General features: G+C 70.6%; 19 protein-coding genes. 13 read left to right on the top strand and 6 right to left on the bottom strand.

The window, feature by feature from the left end; translation table 11 throughout:
* Positions 1-97: 97 nt before the first annotated feature.
* The 6 genes from AC061S_RS29255 to AC061S_RS29230 all read left to right on the top strand — a co-directional run bounded on the left by AC061S_RS29255 (position 98) and on the right by AC061S_RS29230 (position 6,222).
* A complete protein-coding gene (locus AC061S_RS29255) occupies positions 98-286 on the top strand; it encodes a hypothetical protein (protein WP_478688892.1) in 189 nt (62 codons plus the stop codon).
* 122 nt (positions 287-408) lie between these two features.
* Positions 409-1,335: a hypothetical protein gene (locus tag AC061S_RS29250; protein ID WP_478688891.1), complete on the top strand. Its 927-nt coding sequence runs from the start codon at positions 409-411 to the stop codon at positions 1,333-1,335.
* 40 nt (positions 1,336-1,375) lie between these two features.
* A complete protein-coding gene (locus tag AC061S_RS29245; protein WP_478688890.1) occupies positions 1,376-2,614 on the top strand; it encodes a tetratricopeptide repeat protein in 1,239 nt (412 codons plus the stop codon).
* Positions 2,615-2,971: 357 nt separating this feature from the next.
* On the top strand, positions 2,972-3,997 hold the full coding sequence (locus AC061S_RS29240; protein ID WP_478688889.1) for a hypothetical protein: 1,026 nt from the start codon (positions 2,972-2,974) through the stop codon (positions 3,995-3,997).
* A gap of 189 nt (positions 3,998-4,186) precedes the next feature.
* A complete protein-coding gene (locus AC061S_RS29235; protein ID WP_478688888.1) occupies positions 4,187-4,726 on the top strand; it encodes a hypothetical protein in 540 nt (179 codons plus the stop codon).
* Entirely contained in the window at positions 4,726-6,222 is a 1,497-nt protein-coding gene (locus tag AC061S_RS29230; RefSeq protein ID WP_478688887.1) for a 3'-5' exonuclease, read from the top strand. Before AC061S_RS29235 ends, AC061S_RS29230 begins: the two co-directional genes overlap by 1 nt.
* A 94-nt stretch (positions 6,223-6,316) precedes the next feature.
* Here AC061S_RS29230 and AC061S_RS29225 read toward each other — a convergent pair whose 3' ends face one another.
* Positions 6,317-6,808: a DUF6233 domain-containing protein gene (locus tag AC061S_RS29225; RefSeq protein ID WP_478688886.1), complete on the bottom strand. Its 492-nt coding sequence runs from the start codon at positions 6,806-6,808 to the stop codon at positions 6,317-6,319.
* A gap of 190 nt (positions 6,809-6,998) precedes the next feature.
* Here AC061S_RS29225 and AC061S_RS29220 point away from each other — a divergent pair, with 190 nt between their 5' ends.
* Together AC061S_RS29220 and AC061S_RS29215 are read left to right on the top strand one after the other, a co-directional pair.
* Positions 6,999-7,490 (top strand): hypothetical protein, encoded by a 492-nt coding sequence (locus AC061S_RS29220; RefSeq protein ID WP_478688885.1) that lies wholly within the window; start codon positions 6,999-7,001, stop codon positions 7,488-7,490.
* Between the two features lie 312 nt (positions 7,491-7,802).
* On the top strand, positions 7,803-8,936 hold the full coding sequence (locus AC061S_RS29215) for a PQQ-binding-like beta-propeller repeat protein (protein WP_478688884.1): 1,134 nt from the start codon (positions 7,803-7,805) through the stop codon (positions 8,934-8,936).
* 13 nt (positions 8,937-8,949) lie between these two features.
* Here AC061S_RS29215 and AC061S_RS29210 read toward each other — a convergent pair whose 3' ends face one another.
* Complete coding sequence (locus tag AC061S_RS29210; protein WP_478688883.1) at positions 8,950-9,396, bottom strand: hypothetical protein; 447 nt, start codon at positions 9,394-9,396, stop codon at positions 8,950-8,952.
* Between the two features lie 138 nt (positions 9,397-9,534).
* On the opposite strand from AC061S_RS29210, the gene AC061S_RS29205 reads away from it, so the two are divergent.
* Together AC061S_RS29205 and AC061S_RS29200 are read left to right on the top strand one after the other, a co-directional pair.
* A complete protein-coding gene (locus tag AC061S_RS29205; protein WP_478688882.1) occupies positions 9,535-9,966 on the top strand; it encodes a hypothetical protein in 432 nt (143 codons plus the stop codon).
* Positions 9,967-10,070: 104 nt separating this feature from the next.
* Positions 10,071-10,595, top strand: a complete 525-nt coding sequence (locus tag AC061S_RS29200; protein WP_478688881.1) for a hypothetical protein — start codon at positions 10,071-10,073, stop codon at positions 10,593-10,595.
* Positions 10,596-10,756: 161 nt separating this feature from the next.
* Here the strand turns inward: AC061S_RS29200 and AC061S_RS29195 are convergent, their stop codons facing one another.
* Together AC061S_RS29195 and AC061S_RS29190 are read right to left on the bottom strand one after the other, a co-directional pair.
* A complete protein-coding gene (locus AC061S_RS29195) occupies positions 10,757-11,158 on the bottom strand; it encodes a hypothetical protein (protein WP_478688880.1) in 402 nt (133 codons plus the stop codon).
* A gap of 85 nt (positions 11,159-11,243) precedes the next feature.
* Positions 11,244-12,131: a plasmid pRiA4b ORF-3 family protein gene (locus AC061S_RS29190; protein ID WP_478688879.1), complete on the bottom strand. Its 888-nt coding sequence runs from the start codon at positions 12,129-12,131 to the stop codon at positions 11,244-11,246.
* A 286-nt stretch (positions 12,132-12,417) separates the two neighbouring features.
* On the opposite strand from AC061S_RS29190, the gene mihF reads away from it, so the two are divergent.
* Together mihF and AC061S_RS29180 are read left to right on the top strand one after the other, a co-directional pair.
* Positions 12,418-12,732: an integration host factor, actinobacterial type gene (gene mihF, locus AC061S_RS29185; protein ID WP_478688878.1), complete on the top strand. Its 315-nt coding sequence runs from the start codon at positions 12,418-12,420 to the stop codon at positions 12,730-12,732.
* Positions 12,733-12,888: 156 nt separating this feature from the next.
* Positions 12,889-13,728 (top strand): hypothetical protein, encoded by an 840-nt coding sequence (locus AC061S_RS29180; protein WP_478688877.1) that lies wholly within the window; start codon positions 12,889-12,891, stop codon positions 13,726-13,728.
* A gap of 87 nt (positions 13,729-13,815) precedes the next feature.
* On the opposite strand, the gene AC061S_RS29175 is transcribed toward AC061S_RS29180, so the two are convergent.
* Positions 13,816-14,721 carry an IclR family transcriptional regulator gene (locus tag AC061S_RS29175; RefSeq protein WP_478688876.1) on the bottom strand — a complete coding sequence of 302 codons (906 nt, stop codon included), beginning with the start codon at positions 14,719-14,721 and terminating at the stop codon, positions 13,816-13,818.
* Positions 14,722-15,094: 373 nt separating this feature from the next.
* Here AC061S_RS29175 and AC061S_RS29170 point away from each other — a divergent pair, with 373 nt between their 5' ends.
* The gene (locus AC061S_RS29170; protein ID WP_478688875.1) at positions 15,095-15,271 is read left to right on the top strand and encodes a hypothetical protein; all 177 of its coding nucleotides are present in this window, start codon (positions 15,095-15,097) and stop codon (positions 15,269-15,271) included.
* A gap of 97 nt (positions 15,272-15,368) precedes the next feature.
* Here the strand turns inward: AC061S_RS29170 and AC061S_RS29165 are convergent, their stop codons facing one another.
* Complete coding sequence (locus AC061S_RS29165) at positions 15,369-15,617, bottom strand: hypothetical protein (protein ID WP_478688874.1); 249 nt, start codon at positions 15,615-15,617, stop codon at positions 15,369-15,371.
* Positions 15,618-15,654 lie beyond the last annotated feature (37 nt).

Below are 15,654 nucleotides of genomic sequence, written 5' to 3'. Positions count from 1 at the left end.
GAAGGGCCAAGCAAGCATGACTATCCCGAGCGACTCCAGGGGCCCGCTTGAGCCGGATGCGAGGACGACTCGCAAGTCCGGTTCTGAGGGGGCTGGAGTGCGGCAACGCACTCCAGCTACCCGACTGTCCGACACCCTCCAGGTCAACAACCTGACGCGGCGCCTGGACCACTCGGTCCCGGACGGCGTCTTCGAGCCGCAGACCCCCGCCGTCGAGTCCCTGACGCGGCGCCTGGACCACTCCGTTCCCGACGGCGTCTTCGAGCCGCAGACGCCCGCCGTCTGACCCCGGCGCTGCGCTGACGCCGATTCGTTGACGGCATGGCGGGTCGGCCCAGGACATACGTCCGGGCCGACCCGCCTTCTCATCCGCAAGACCCGTGTGTGTCCCAGTCAAGGAGGCCCATCGTGCACACCACCATCGCCGCCCGGGTAGAGCCCGGCTCCTTCTTCGACCTCGGCAGGAACGACCCCGCGCTGATCCGTCTGCGCGAGGAGAAGGCCGAGCAAACCCTGCCGTTCGCCCTGATGGAGCGCCTCGTGAAGTCCGGCGTCCCCTACGCCGAGCACGCCCGCGCCCTCGGCTGCGACAGCGTAGAGGTGGCCGGAGCCCAGTTCACCTGGTTCGACGCCGAACTGCCCGAACAGATCGCCTGCGAGATCAACCTGGCCGACTACGAGATCACCCCACACACCGGCGAGCGCCGCGTGGCACTGACCGGGGCTTTGGAGCGGCTGGCCACAGTCCACCCCGACGGCTTCGCCCGCGCCCGGGAGTTCGTCCGCGGACTGCTGTGGGTGGGGCTCAAGCCCGGCGTCCGCACCTCGTCCCTGACCAGCTCCAGCGACCCCGCGCTCCCGTACATCATCGTGTTCTCCGAGAAGGCGCTCCACCACATCCCGCCGAACACCGTCAGCCCGGAGCCGTCCCACCTCTTCCTCGCGGAGAACCTCCTGCACGAGGCGGTCCACCAGTCGGTCAGCTTCCACATCCTCCAGCACCAGGTCTTCGCCAGCGGGTACTCCTCCCAGACCTCCCCCAAGATCGAGATCGCGTGGCGCGCAGCGCAGGGGGTGGCCCGCAACCAGTTCTGGGAGGTCGACCGGGCCTTCCACGCGACCTGCGTCTACAACCAGCTCCTGCGGTTCCGCCGAACCGAGCTCGACCGCGACGACCTGAGTGCCGGTGAGCGCGCGCACTTCCAGGCCGCCTACCAGGAGGGCATTCCCGCCGTCCGCTACCTCATGGACCAGCTCGAACTCCAGGGCGAGCAGTTCACCGCGCACGGTCACGACTTGCTGGCGGGCCTGCGCCGCCACACCGACCAGCTCTAGCATCGGCGCCCGTACCGGGAACCCAGACAGGGAGGGATAAGTGCTCCAGCACCTCATCGCACAGGACGAAGCCCTTCGCATGGTCCCCGTCGACCGTGCCCAGTTGGCCGACGCAGTGGAGGAGATCCGCGGGGAGTTCGAGGCGCTGCCCGAAGGCGCGGATGCTACCCGAGCGCGGCTCCTGGCCCGCTGGACGGGCATCGGCCTGATGACCCTGGGCGACTACGACGACGCGCTCCTGTTCCTGCGGGCCTCGCTCGATCTGGCCTCGGCCAGCGGCAATTCCAAGGCGGTGGTCGCCACCGAACTCAACCTCGGCGACGCGTACCGCTACGCCGGCCAGGTACAGACCGCCGAGGCGTTCTACCGCAGGGCACTGGACGGCGCCCGAGGTCAGCACCCGGAACTCGTCGACTTCGCCCTCCAGCACCTCGGCAAGCACCTCATGGAGCAAGGCCACCTCACACCGGCCCGCTCCCACCTTCAGGAATCCCTGCGGCTGCGGACCGCGAAGGGCGACGACGGGCTGATCGAATCCACCCAGGCCGCCCTTGACCGCGTCGACCTGCTGATCAGCCACGCATCGGCGGATGCCGGGGTGCAAGCGGCGCAGTGGAGCCGGCGGTGGACCTCATGGTTCCAGTCCCGCACCACGGCCCGGACCCCGGACCGGTGGGAGGAAGGGCTTCCCGCTCTCCGTGACTCCGTGCACGAACTCACCGCACACGAGCGGGTGCACCCCTGCCACCTACGTAACCAGCCCTTCCCCGCCGAACTGCTCGCCGCCATGGCCGAGGAGGCTGGCAAGGCCCTGGCCGAGGAGGGCTACCTGCACAACGGCAAGTGGAATGCGGCCGTCGGCGAGGCGGCGAACCGGTTCGCGGAGCACGCCGATCTCGCCGCCGTCGTCGAGCGGGCCACCGGTCTGGAAGTCGAGCAGCCGCACACCGGCGTCTACATCGGCTACCTGGAGGAGGGCCAGTTCCTCGACTTCCACGTGGACGAATTCGGCTTCGGGGAGGCCAACCTGATCCTGTGCCTGGAGCACGAACATCCCGCCGCGGCCCCCACCGTGAGCCGCACCGTCTTCATCACCGCCGACGGCTACCTCGAATGCCGTCTCGCGCCGGGAGAGGGCGTCGTGTTCGACGGCGCGCTCACACCACACGGCCGGACGCCGCTGGGCGCCGGAGAGAGGGTCATCCTCGTCAGCTTCGGCTTCCGCGCACGCCGTCAGGCACCGAGCACGGTCTCCCACCTGCCACTGGCCCCGTTCTAAGGGTCACCCACGCCCGCGCCGTCCGGCCGGGGAGGGTTCCACGGCCGCCGACTCGGTCGCCGTGGAACCCTCCCCGGCCGGACGGCGCCGCGGTGTCGGGCAGGTGTTCTGTGGTGCTCTGTCACTGCCGGGCGCTACCGTGGGCGGTAGCCCGCGCACGGGCCTAAGCCAGCCTCAAGCCCATGACTCGGGGCACTTCTTGAGGCGAAGGTGCCAGGACAGTCGTCCCAGTGCATCAGTGCGAGAGAACCGCCGGTTCGTCACCGATGAACCACTTCTCCTTATGCCCGCGCAGCCCCACGTTCTCGCTCGCGTGCATCGGGTCATGGGACCGCTGCACGCCACCGAGGAGACTTCGTGGTCAAGAAGCACGGGAAGAAGCAGCGCGCACGGGCCAAGGCCCGCCGCACCGGTGCCGGATACGCATCCGCGGCCGCCGGCACCGCACACGAGCACCTGCCGCTGCCCGACATGGACGTCCTGACGTCCGTACCGCACAGCTGCGGGCGGCCGCTCGACCTGGACCTCGCCGCCCGGCTGGTGGCCGCCTGCCGCAGCGCGTGCAGGCCCTGCCAGAAGACGCTGGCCGGGCAGATGCGCCTGCCGGAGCAGCGGGCAACGCTGGCGGCGCTCGCGGGCACCATCTACGGCACTCTGCCCGCCGGTGCCTTCGCCTCGGAGACGACCCACACCTGGGCTCTCCTGGCCCGGGCTGCGACCGTCGGGGCCCAGGGGAGCGCGGCGCTCGCCGCGGTCGAGGCGATGGCGGAGCCGCAGGCATCCGAGCTGCTGGAGGACGCGCTCGACCACTGGGCCATGGGCGGGGCCAGCGCGGAAGAGCTCGCCGACATGTTCACGGTGATCGGCCCGCAGGATCTCGGCATCGACGCTGAGGAGGGCACCGAGGTACCCGACCTGCTCGCGGAGATCGCCTTGTTCACCGACTCGCCGGGCTGGACGGGCGGTGACTACGCCCTGCACCTGGGGTTCGTGGAGATGCCGGACGGGCGACCGCTGCCGCTGATCGCCTTCGAGCCCCGCACCGAACGCGCAGGCCTTGAAGACCTGCGTACCCGGTGCCGGTGGCGGCCTTGGAGCGGCCTGGCAGAGGCTTTTCCCGAGCTGGACGTCAGCTGGCGTGTCCGGGCCCGCATCGGCACCCGGGCGTTGGAGGAGCTTGCGCACACCGACGCCGAGGGCTGGGACGACATCCGGCTGTGGCGCGGAGAGGCGAAGGTGCCGAGCAAGTGGTGGGACCTGCTCGATGTGTCCAGCCACGCCCTGCTGTGCGGTCCGGTGGCCTCCCCCGATCCGGATGCGCTCCTCGCGGCCGCCGCAGCGGGACAGCTGGCCGCGGTGGTTGCTCGTGCCCGGTTCTCCTGACCTTCCCCACCCCTCCAGCGGCACAGGGCATTCAGGCCCCGGTGCCGTCCGGCGCGAACCGGGCTGTACCCGACTCGACCTGACCGCGCCGGGCGGTGCCGGGGGGAGCGGGGGTGCGGGGGCCGGCGAAGGCCCCCCCGACCACCGGCCCCAGCCCACTGCCCACCCACCGACCTGAACGGCGACCACGTGACCGAGACCACCGTGAACCTGTCCCAGATCGCACGGCTCGCCCGGGTGGGCCGTGCCGCAGCTTCCCACTGGCGGCGTCTGCACGAGGACTTCCCGCCGCCCGTCGGCGGCACCGAGGCCAGTCCCCTCTTCCTCCTGGCGGCCGCCGAACAGTGGCTGCGCGCCCACGACCGGATTGCCCCGCCCCTCTCCGAGCACGCCGCGGCGCGCCTGCCCGCGACGGTGACCTTCGCGAACAACACCGTCGTCACGGTGCACGGCCTCGAACTGCACACCGGACCGGCCGGGAACAGCGACGCGGACGAGGAGGGCTTCAGCGGCCACATCGCCTGCGACCGCGATCCGATCCCCTGGCCCACCGCCTCAGCCCGGATCGACCGGCCCGGCCAGGCCCCGTTCGAGGTGGCGGCCGCGCACGTCGACATCACCAGCCGGGGCAGCCACATGGACTTCCTCACCCTCATCTGGCCCACCGGGCAGCGGCGCCCGGTGCTGCCCGCCCACCCCACCATCCCGCAGACCACGGAGGTGCACTGATGACGGACACCCTCACCGAGACGGCGACCGCGCCGGAGACGATCCCGCAGGAGCCGAACTGGCCGGAGGCCCTGGGCGCCCGGCGCCTGGCCGGCATGCTCGCCGAGACCACCGGCCAGCCGGTGACGGCCGCCGACGTCGACGAGCTCGTCGCCCAAGAGCACCTGGTCGCCGTGGACTCGTATAAGGGCTGGCCGATGTATGCGACGGCGGTCGCGCGCGAGCTCGACGTCGACCTGGTCGCCTCGGTCGTGGCCGCGCGGGTGGCGTGGTGCGAGGTGAGCGTGACCCGGGACGCGGCCGCCGAGCGGATCGGCTGGCACTGGCGAGACCTTGCGCGGATGGCCGGCGAGGGCCGCATCACCGTCGGCCCCGGCGACCGCTACCGGATCGCCGACCTGGACAAGCTCGCCGAGGAGGCCGAGGGCGAGCAGCACGTCACCGCGAAGGCCGCCGCCGAGCTCCTGGAGATCCGGCCCAGCGACTGGAGGTACGTGGAGGCGGCCGGGTGGATCCAGGCCGTCGATAGCTACGAGCAGGTGAAGGGTCGGAATCGCACCATCACCGTGGTGCTCTACCGGCTCGGTGATGTCCGCGGCCTGCGGGAGATGCCCGGCGTGGACTGGGAGGCCGCCCGCGGCCTCGGCAAGGGCGTGCCCTCGCCGCTGCGCGAGTACGCCAAACTCGCGCCCACCCGCGCCGACGCGGTGAAGACCTTCGCCCAGCAGCTCGCCAACCAGTACGCCACGACGGTGTGGGCGTGGCACAGCCCCTACTCAGGCGGGTGGGAGCTCGACTGGGAGCGGGTCGAGGGGGCCCCGACGAAGGAGACCGTGCGCGAGGAGCTCGCCGCGGACCCGGCCGTCCGCCCGTACGCCGACGAGGTCACCCTGTCCCCGGCGTGGGGCCGGATCACTCGGCGGGCGCGCAGGCTGCTGGAGCCGGACGCCGCCGTCATCGTCGACACCGAGACCACGGACCTGTTCGGGCAGACGATCGAGGTGGCCGTGATCGACGCGGCGACCGGCAAGATCCTCCAGGACACGCTGGTGCGGCCCACGGAGTCGATCACTGCTGGGGCCCGGTTCGTGCACGGGATCCGCGACGAGGACGTGGCGGGAGCCCGGCCCTTCGAGAAGGTCCTCCCGCGCCTGCGGAAGGTAACCCGGGACCGCGTGATCTGCGCCTACAACGTCGAGTACGACCGCACCGTGCTCCTTTCCGACATCCGCCGAGCCGGGAAGAAGCCGACTCACCTGGAGCCCCCGGAGTCCTGGTACTGCCTGATGGAGGCCTACGCCGCGTGGTTGGGCTCGAACCGGTGGCTGGCCCTGGGCGGCGGTCACCGCGCGGCCGGCGACTGCATCGCAGCGAGGGACGTATTGGTTCGGATGTCGAAGGGAAGGGGCAGCACCTTCACTCCCGCCCTGCCAGCGCCCGGCGATCCTGTACCCGGGCCGCCTGCCGGGACCATCCTCGGTGCCGTAACCACCTGACCGTTCGCCGCCGAGGAAGCCGAGCCCGGTGTTGGCGTCAGAAGTTTTGACACCAACACCGGTTCTCTGCGCCGTTCCTACTCGGGACTCGGAGTCACAGCCGGTCCACTCCGCATATATCGCAGGGGCTGACGCCCGGCTCGGCGAGGACGATCCGCGCCTCATCTCCGCTCATGGCGGCCTCGCCGCCAGCAGGGAGCCAGCAGTCGGCATGGTGGAGCGTCCTGGCTCCTGGTACGAGGCCGCCCCGGCACACGATCCAGCGGTCCCCGGAAGGCGGCCAGGCCGGTTCGGAGCTCGCCGACCCGGTCGGTCCGTGCGCGGCTGCCGACGCCGCGCCCAGGGTTTGAACTGCGGCGTAAGAGACGCCCTTCACGGGCCGCACGTGCGCAGACGGCAGCGTGACCTGCTGCTCCACCGCTTCGACGGATCCTGCGGCCAGCTCCTGCCACACCGCGAGCGTCACCTCACCGAGCCACGCACCTGTCGGTGCGCGCCTCCACCCCCGCAGCGAGCCGACCAGGGTCTGGCCGTCCGGCAGCAGTACCCGGACGGGTGGCGGACCCTGCCCGTGGACATCCCTCATGGCTCTCATCGTACAAAGGTTCGAGTGAAGCACTGTCGCCCTCCTTCGGCCCTCCTCCGGCGGACGCCTTCCGGTGCAGCTGGAAACGTGACGCGCATGCGGAAACCTACATAGAGGTTGACGCAGGCGTTAACCTGCGCCATGGTTCACGCATGCGGAAATGGTCCGCATGCGTGAGGGAGGTGCACCCATGACCCGCATCAACGTCTACACCTACGACGACGACGAGTACGGCGCAGAGGACGAGCGTTTCCTGGTGGGCTGGTTCCGGGAGGACTCCGCCACCGAATACACGGAGGACACGGACCTCAAGCAGAACTCCGTCAACCACATCCCCAAGAACTGCCACCAGGGCTTGTTCCGCACGGCCCAGGGCCGCTGGGTCCTGCGCACCTGGTCCGAGGTCGGGGGGACAGAGCCCCGCCACGAGTTCGTTGATGACGCTGGGGCCAAGGAATGGCTCCTGCGCAACGATCACGACCAGGCCGTCGAGCAGTGGTTCGGCGAGCTTGAGGCGGAGTCCGGCCCGCGCCTGGGCGGGCGCCCCTCGATCGGGCAGAAGTGGGAGGTCCGTCTCGATGAGGAGACCCAGCGCAGGGTGAGCGAGTACGGCGCTGGACGGCCCCGGGCGGACGTACTGCGCGAGCTGATCGCCGCAGGCCTGACGGCCCGGGACGCCTGACCCCTCGGAGAGGTCTGCGCCGGACGATTCGCCGGACACCTCTCACCCTCATCGCCCCTCCGAGGGGCCACCTATCTGGACCTCTGCCCCAACTCCCCTACGGGCTGCACGTATCCTCCGACGTGATCTTCACCAGCCCGCCCGACCCCGAGTGAGGTACCTGTGCGTGCTCCCGCGTGGCCGCTAGCTCTCGCCCTGTCCCTGACCACTGGTCTCCTCGCCGCATGCGGTCCGGCGGCTGATGACGCCAAACCCAGCACCGCACCCCCGTCAGCGGCGAAGACTTCGGTCCCGCCCGCGGAGCCGAAGCTCGTGCCGCACGACCCGCCGAACTGGTTCGACGCCCGCGGCAAGGTCCTGCTGCCCGAGGTGGCCACGAAGGGCCGGACCAACTTGGCGGGCAAGGTCCGCGGCGGCGGAAGCGATCTGCCTGTCCTGCTGCACGACGCCCAGGCCTTCGTGGCCTCCCCTACCGGGGTGCAGGTCGTCGATCTCGCCACCGGCCGCACCGTGGCCGAGGAGAGCGCACGGGGCGAGGCTCTACGCCTTGGCACCGAGGGCTACACCCTGCCGCCGGTCCTGGCCGGCGCCGAGGTGCTGACGCCGTTCCTGATGACGACGCCCGCCTCGGGCACATACGCCGCCGGGGCCGTCGTCGAGGTCATCGCCGTCGGCACGGCGGCCCCGTACAAGTCCGCCTGGCGGACCGCGGTCAAGTTGCCCGAGTGGGCACTGAAGTCCAACAAGATCAAGGTCGAGGCCGTCGGCACGCTGGACGGCACGGCCGTGGTCACCGTGGAGGGCGACGAGAACGCGGTGTCGTACGGCATCGACACGACGTCGCACTCCCTGCGGTGGACCGCTCCCGGCGTGAAGGCCGTCGCGGTGGGCACCGGAATGGTCGCCGGTCTGCTGGACGCTGCACCCCTCACGCCCATTCCGGTCGGTCTCGACCTTGCCACCGGCGCCGAGAAGTGGCGCGGGGTGGCCACGTACGCCGCGGACATGGAGGCGGCCGGTCCCCTCACGGTCCGGGTTGCGGGCCAGCTGCCCGACGGCTCGAAGGCGGACCAGCTGCTGGACATGACCAGCGGACGGCTCCGTGCCGCCATGCCCCCGGGGCTGGAGTCGACGACGTGCACCTACGACCAGATCCGCACGCTGGTGTGCGCGAGCTCCTCCGCGGTCGCCGCGGTGGACCCGGCCACCGGACAGTCCCTGTGGGCGCTCAAGGCCGGCGAGGGAGACCGACAGCCCCCGAAGGTGACCGCGGTCTGGCACGGGCGGGTCTACGGCCAGGGCGTGGGCGGCCCCGTTGCACTGGACGCGCGGACCGGCGCGGACATGCCCACCAAGCCCGAGGCCGCACCGCTCCTCGTCAACTCCTACGTCGGCCTGGTGCTGAATGAGGACCTGCGGCTCACGAGTTACCCGGCCGGCGGCTGAGCAACTCTGCGGGTCACAGGACGTCGCCCTGCTTGCGGAGCTGCCGGGTGGCCGCAAGGGCCTGGTGCAGCGCCGCGGAGAGCTCGTCGGCCTGTCCGCCGACGGTGAGGTCGGCCTGCTTGTCCGCGCGCCGGAGCCGGTCCTCCAGGAGCGCGCCGCGCAGGGCCGACGAGGTGCCGGGCGGCATGGTGGCGCTGAACGCGACGACCATGCCGTAGAAGCCGTGCATCAGGTCGTCCAGGCGCTCCAGGCCGTCGAGGTCGCCGGGGCTGCTCATCACGTTGCGGGCGAGGATTTCGGCGGCGGCGAGCAGCCGTCCGGCCGCAATGGCGGGCCGCTCGATGGCGCCGCCCCCGTCGGGGTCGATGCGCAGCGCCTTCAGCGCATCGCCGATCATCTCGACCGCGACGGGCAGTTGCGTGTCGTCGGACTCGTCGACGGTGTGGTCCTGGTAGGTCATGGGCGGCAGCGTATCGGCGCCACCCTGGCCGCCGCCTGGACTCAGGATCATGCAGTGGGGTTGGAGGGCGCAAGCTTGAGGGCCGGGCCGCAGGTCCCCCGCTCGGGCGCCGGGTGGCGAGCGGGCACACTGGGCGGCATGTCTCTGCATGATCCTGACGATGTGCTGTCCGGCTGGGTGCCCGCGCGCGACCCGGGACCGGCTCCCGATCTGTCCCAGCTGGACGGCGCCGACCCGCTGGTGGCCGAGTGGCTGTTGTCCGACCATCCGTGGGCCGAGCCGGAGCGCACCCGCCGGCGCGAGAGGGAACTCCAGGAGCTGATCGACCGCTCCCCGTCCGCCCCGGTGCCGCCGTGGGTCCTGGAGGCCCAGGTGGATGCGGCCGAGCCCGACCAGGCCTACCTGAAGCGGGCGCGCCGCTCCCTCGAAAGCCGTCGCCAGCTCGATGACCGGATGTACGTGTACCCGCCCGGGCTGATGGGCCCCATGGCGTCCCTGTGGGCACCGCCCGGCCATCCCCCGCACGTGCCCGGGCTGGAACCGGCGGGCTGGAACCTGGACACCCCCTGACCTCTGTGCCCGCAACGCTCCCCGGAAGCCGCCCGCAGGGGCTCTGACCAGGCCCCGTAGCCTTCTTGTCCGCACGGCGCACGGCCGGCGAGACAGGGGTGGGCATGGACACAGAGTGGGACTTCGACGATGACGGCCAGCGGGACGGCAGGGCGGAGACCGGAGCCAGGTGGACGGGCGTCCGCCTTGTGGGCGAGCGCCGTCCCCTGACTCCCGCCGAGCTCAGGGAGGTTGAGGCTGATCCCGCGATGTACCGGATGCCCGGGCGTGCGGACATCCTGCAACGCCTCCAGGACGCCGACCCCGAAGGGCTTTTCGGGGAGGCGCTCCGGGAGACCCTGCCCGACCTGGAGGGAGGGATCGGGACCGGAGAGAGGCACGCGTGGATCATCCTCACGCACGCCACGCTGGCGCTCCAGACGATGAGCCGCCCGGATGGCGCCGCGATGCTCGCGGCCCTCCCCGCCCTGGCCGCCGCCCTCATCGACGCCCCGGGCCCCCGCCGTGAGGCAATGGACGTCCTGGCTTCATCCGCGAACCTGGAAGTCACCTGCATGCGCGGCGATGAGTCGCCCGCAGTCCCGGCGGGCGCGCCGAAGGCACGGCGATGGTGGCAGCGGGCTGCATAAGACCTCATTCTCACCTCTTAAGAGGTGAGAATGAGGCAGTTGGGGGGAGGCCCGTTTCTCCACGCGGAATGGTCCGGTACTGCGGGGCCCAAGGCCGTTAGCCTGACCGCAGGGTGCGGCACTTCCCCCGTGGTGCCGCACCCTGCACGGACCGGCAGGTTCTAGAACTGGGCCCGGTTGATGGACTTGATCCTCTCGCAGGCCACCCGGTCGATGTCCTGAAAGTGCACGCAAATCCTGGACTCCGGGTCCCACTGCCCGCGACCCCAGCTGAAGCTGAGCGTCTTCCCGACACGTGTGGCCAGCCCGGGATTGTTGGAGAAGCGGGGGCGCTCACCGTTAACGGACAGCCACACCTGCCGCGTCTTCACATACTTCGGCGGGTTGACCCAGATCGCGACGGGGGTCGCCCAGACATCGGAACCCTCTAACCGGACGCACACCTGCGGCCCGGAGAAATGATGGGTGCAGGAGCTGGAGTCCGCGGCCGCCGGCACCGCCGTCGACAGGACGACGGCGGCCGCCAGGCCCACCGCGGCGTTCAGGTGAAGGATCTTCCGCATGCCTCCCCAACCGCACGAGGTGGCGGTCCCGACACGGCTCACCGCCGGATTCCACCTGGTCGAGCGAGGCGTACCCCGGGCGCTATCAGTCGATCTGCCGAAGGGCCTTGAGGACGAGGGGGCGGGACATTGCACCGTGGACCCGCTCGGCGAGCTCGTTGGCACTGGCGCCGGTCGCCTTTTGCTCGGCGCGCAGGGCGGCGCCAAGAGCGGACCGGTTCTCCTCTACCCGGGCGAGTGCGTCCAGGACCGCCTGGGCGGCCGCGTCGGTGGCGGTGGTCAACGGGTTGACTACTTCGGTGACGGGTTGCTGGACTTCGGCCTGCTCTCCCGGTCCGCCCTGCGGGTGGTCAACAGCTTGACCGGCGGCGTCCGGGGGTGCGCCTGGGTACGGGCGGGAGAGGTCCAGAACGTCTCGCTCCCACGGGGCTGGGCTCGCGTAGCCGATGGACTGCGGATCGGCCAGGCCTCGGTTCACCTCGTCGCGGTCGAAGGACGCCGGGTCGTACTTGTGCAGGCCCCATTCGCGCAGCTCGCGGTAGCGCGGGCCCTTACGGGCCTTGATCGCGTGCAGGGTGCGGTAGTACCCGCTGGCACCACCGCAGTCCTCGGGCGGACAGGCCCGGCGACCTGCGCTGCACCGCGGGTAGTGGGTGTTCGGGGCAGGCCGGTGGATCTTCTCCACGGTGATGTGGTGCACCCACAGGTCGCCGAAGTCATACACGTACCCCGCTCCGGAACCCACCTCCGGCAGCACCTGGGCGACCGTGACCGTGCGCGCGGGGGTGTGCTGACTGCCGTACCGCTCCCCCTGGCACCCGAACTCGTACAGGTGGGAGTCGTCCCAGCCCATGGCGGCCTGGATGACTGCGTGCAGGCCAGACAGCGGGATATTGGAGTAGACGTGGATGCGCCGCCACACCACCGGTTTGATATCCGGCATCGACACTCTCAGCTGGTGCACGGTCTCCACGGGCGTCACCGTAGCGGGTGCCCAGCTCGGAAGCGTCGGTACCGTTCGATCCTGGAGCTCACCGGGACGGAGCCCGAATCGACCCCGGGGATCGTAGAGTGCCCGGTCGCCACCATCGGCCGGTCGACGGCATCGGGATCAACTCCGACGCCGAGTGCCGCCAGCTACTCCAATGCGTCAGTAGCCGAGCGAGCCCTGGGGGTTACCCAAACCCGCTGGTCAACAGATCAGCAGCGGGGAGATGATGGCAGCTTCAACCCGAACGAGAACCAAGAGAGTGATATCCATGGCTCTGCCCGCACTGACCCCGTCCCAGAGGGCCGAGGCGCTGGAGAAGGCGAAAGCGGTCCGTAAGGAGCGCGGCGACCTGATGGCCCAGCTCAAGGCGGGAACTCTGCCGCTGACGGACCTGCTCGCCCGTGAGGACGCCGTGGTCGGCAAGATTCGGGTGCGTCGCCTCCTCGAATCACTCCCCGGCATCGGTACCGTCCGCGCCGGCCAGCTGCTCGCGGACCTCGGCATCTCCGAGAGCCGCCGCGTCCAAGGCCTCGGCTCCGCACAGCGCGCCCGGCTCCTGGCTCTCTTCCCGCCCAAGGCCTGACCGCCTGCGCGGAAGCCGCCGCCATATTCCGACTGGCGTTCCGCGGCCGCATCCACCGCACCGTGATCACCGACGTTCACGAGGAGAACCAGCAGTGAAGATCCGGCTCCCGTTCCGCCGGCGAACCACCCAGGCCGTCGCAGACTCGGGCCCCGTGTGGGCACAGCGCAGCCACTTCCGGGTCGGCACGACGTCGTACTGTGCGACAACCAGCCAGCCACCGTCGCCTACATCGAGGACGAGGGCATCGGCATCAAAGCCCTCGGGTGGTACAGCCCCGGCCTCATCCGCGAGCGGGACGCGATCCGCCACAGCAACGCCTGCCCGCCCTGCCAGAGCGACCACGCCCGCCGACTGGGGGAGGACCAGCACCGCGAGACGGCGTACTGGAACCGCTGGAGCGAGGACGAGCGCAACACCCACGCCTTCATCCTCGAAGACCTAGAGCTCACCGCCGGATCGGAACCCAGCTCCTGCCCCTCGGACCGCGCCCGCTACCAGTTCGGCTCCACCAGCCCGGTCCGAGAATGGATGCGCACCGAGTTCGACGGGCACATGGTCGAGTCGGAGTCCCCCAGCCTCTCCCTGGGCCGGATCTGGGACTCCCTGGACTGGGACCGTATCGAGCGCGAGCACGCCGGCGACGGCCTCACCTTCGCCACCCCGTGGGCGGATCACTGCGAATGGCCCGTCATCCGGCGCGCGTACACGCTTTTGAGGGAGAACGGCCTGGACGTCGTTCTCGACTGCGACCTGGAGATGGTCCTGCACGACGACGGCCCCATCGGCATCCAGGTCGAGCCGACGCTCATCACCGTCAAGGGCGTCGTACCCGATGAGATCGCCCAGCAGGTGACCGCGATCCTGGGCCATGAACCAGAGGGGCCGCACAGCTCGCTGGGTCGGCCGGGACACCCCGACCGCTCCGGAACAGACTTCACTGCCCCATACGTGAGCCATACCTACGAGCACACCATGTGGTCCTGGACGAGTTGACCCCCAAGGGTCAGAAGGCGCCGTCCACCGCCCGGAGCCGTCACGTGGCACATCCCCGGGGGTTCACGCCGACATCGAGGCGGAGGCCTACGCGGCGGTGCGGCCGCTACCGGCGCGCTGCACCGGGCGGCCCTCTAACGACGCGGTGGGTTCGGTGCCGGAGACGAGCCGGGACAGGCGCTCTGCCGCGGCCACCGTCGCGGCCAGGGGGAGCGAGAGGTCGCGAGGCATCAGGGAGGAGGGCCGCAGGACCGTGACGGCGCCGTAGACGGCCTCTCCCCACAGGACGGGGGCGGCTATCGAGTCCCAGCCGAGGATCTCCCCGCGGGCAACCGCGTAGCCCGACTCGCGGACCCGTTGCAGGGAGTCGGCGAAGTCGGCGGCGGATCGGACCGCGCCGGGACCGGCGCCGGCGGGAAGGGGCTCGGCGAAGACGGCGGCGGCCATCGCGGGCGGCAAGTGGGCGGCGATCACCCGCCCGGAGGCGCCGATGCGCAGGGACTGACCGAGTTCGACGAGCTGCGTGACCGTCAGGCCCAGGGCGTCGAACCCATATCGGCCCGGCGCGCTGGCAGCGTGGGCCTTGCGGGGCCCGCCATATGGGGAGAGCACCCAGAGAATGACGAAGCTGTCCAGTACGCGGCTGAGGCGGTCGAGGACCGGCTGGGCAACCTGCGGGCCGGGGGTGGCGGCCATGGCGTGAATGCCGACGCGTGCGGCGCCGGGCCCCAGCCGGTAGCGGCCGGGCGGCACCTTCACGAAGGTCGAGCTGGACAGCCCGGACTGCAAGATGCGGAACACGACGGTGGTGTCGAGGCCTGCGGCCGCCGCGATCTCGCTGGGCCCGTGAGCGGATCCGGGCAGTTTGGTGAAGGCCTGTTCGACGAGCATGACCCGGCGCGCGTGCGCGGTTCCGGACGGCCGTCCGGAGGTCTCTATATCTCCCTGCGCGGATGCGGCCGAGGCCTTATCCGGCGTGATGCGGCTGTGCATGAATTCCCTTTGTCGCGCATGCCGCTCTTGCCCCGCACCAGCGGGTGAGCGATCCTCCCCAAGACCACGCCAACACGGCAGCACGACCGGTTCGCGTAGGCCCCCCAACGGCCTGTCCCGCGTCACACCCCCTGGGTCACAGCCTGACAAGCAGTCACAACCCTACGTGGTCAGCAGTAATTCCCGCGCTGGATATTCCAGGCGGGCCTGGGCGTGCGGGAATTGCCAAGCATCGGGCCGCTAAAGGGGAAAGGGGAGCGGATTTCCGGATCGGCATTCAGTGCGTTCCGCCCAGCCTCCCGATCTGCCGGAGCCTGCCGTGTCACGATATCGAGCACCACCAGCGGAACCGCGCACGAGAGGCCCAAGCCGCATGAGCGTCGCCCCGGACACCTTCCCCGAGCCCGCAGAACTCGCCGCGGGACTCGCGAAGATCCACGCCGCCCGGCTCTACCGGAACAGCGGGCATACGACGTTCGGCGACTTCGCCGAGCAGCACTGCGGGCTCAGCCGGGCCGAGGCCTACCGGCTCGTCCAGCAGACGGCCTGAACCTCTTCGCGCCGCCCGAGGCCAGTAGCCGGCGGGGAACAGCAAAGCGCCGGACGAGTCAGTGACCCGTCCGGCGCCGTTGGGCGCTCCCGACCTGCTAGTAGCGCTGCTGTCCCGCGATGATCCGCACCACGGTCGTACTCAGGATCAGACCACCCCCGACGATCCAGCCGATGCAGGCCGCCATACCGATCGTGGTGAAGATCCGCGGCCACGGGTTGCTCGCGTTCAACTCGTCGGAGAACTGGTTGGGCGACATGACGTCCAGGCGGATGAGTACCGCGCCGAACACCACGAGAGCCAGACCAGCCGCCAGGTGCCGCCATGTACGACCGGTGAGCGCCATGCACTTCTCCTTCTGCCGCTGGTTGGAAGGTTCCGTC

This window comes from Streptomyces sp. CA189, assembly GCF_056428985.1.
This window is presented reverse-complemented; position numbering and strand designations above follow the sequence as displayed.

Coding starts and splice junctions, on each gene's coding strand:
- AC061S_RS29230 (WP_478688887.1), top strand. CDS start 4,726: ATGACGGACACCCTCACCGAGACGGCGACCGCGCCGGAGACGATCCCG.
- AC061S_RS29225 (WP_478688886.1), bottom strand. CDS start 6,808: ATGAGGGATGTCCACGGGCAGGGTCCGCCACCCGTCCGGGTACTGCTG.
- AC061S_RS29220 (WP_478688885.1), top strand. CDS start 6,999: ATGACCCGCATCAACGTCTACACCTACGACGACGACGAGTACGGCGCA.
- AC061S_RS29210 (WP_478688883.1), bottom strand. CDS start 9,396: ATGACCTACCAGGACCACACCGTCGACGAGTCCGACGACACGCAACTG.
- AC061S_RS29205 (WP_478688882.1), top strand. CDS start 9,535: ATGTCTCTGCATGATCCTGACGATGTGCTGTCCGGCTGGGTGCCCGCG.
- AC061S_RS29200 (WP_478688881.1), top strand. CDS start 10,071: ATGGACACAGAGTGGGACTTCGACGATGACGGCCAGCGGGACGGCAGG.
- AC061S_RS29195 (WP_478688880.1), bottom strand. CDS start 11,158: ATGCGGAAGATCCTTCACCTGAACGCCGCGGTGGGCCTGGCGGCCGCC.
- mihF (WP_478688878.1), top strand. CDS start 12,418: ATGGCTCTGCCCGCACTGACCCCGTCCCAGAGGGCCGAGGCGCTGGAG.
- AC061S_RS29175 (WP_478688876.1), bottom strand. CDS start 14,721: ATGCACAGCCGCATCACGCCGGATAAGGCCTCGGCCGCATCCGCGCAG.
- AC061S_RS29170 (WP_478688875.1), top strand. CDS start 15,095: ATGAGCGTCGCCCCGGACACCTTCCCCGAGCCCGCAGAACTCGCCGCG.
- AC061S_RS29165 (WP_478688874.1), bottom strand. CDS start 15,617: ATGGCGCTCACCGGTCGTACATGGCGGCACCTGGCGGCTGGTCTGGCT.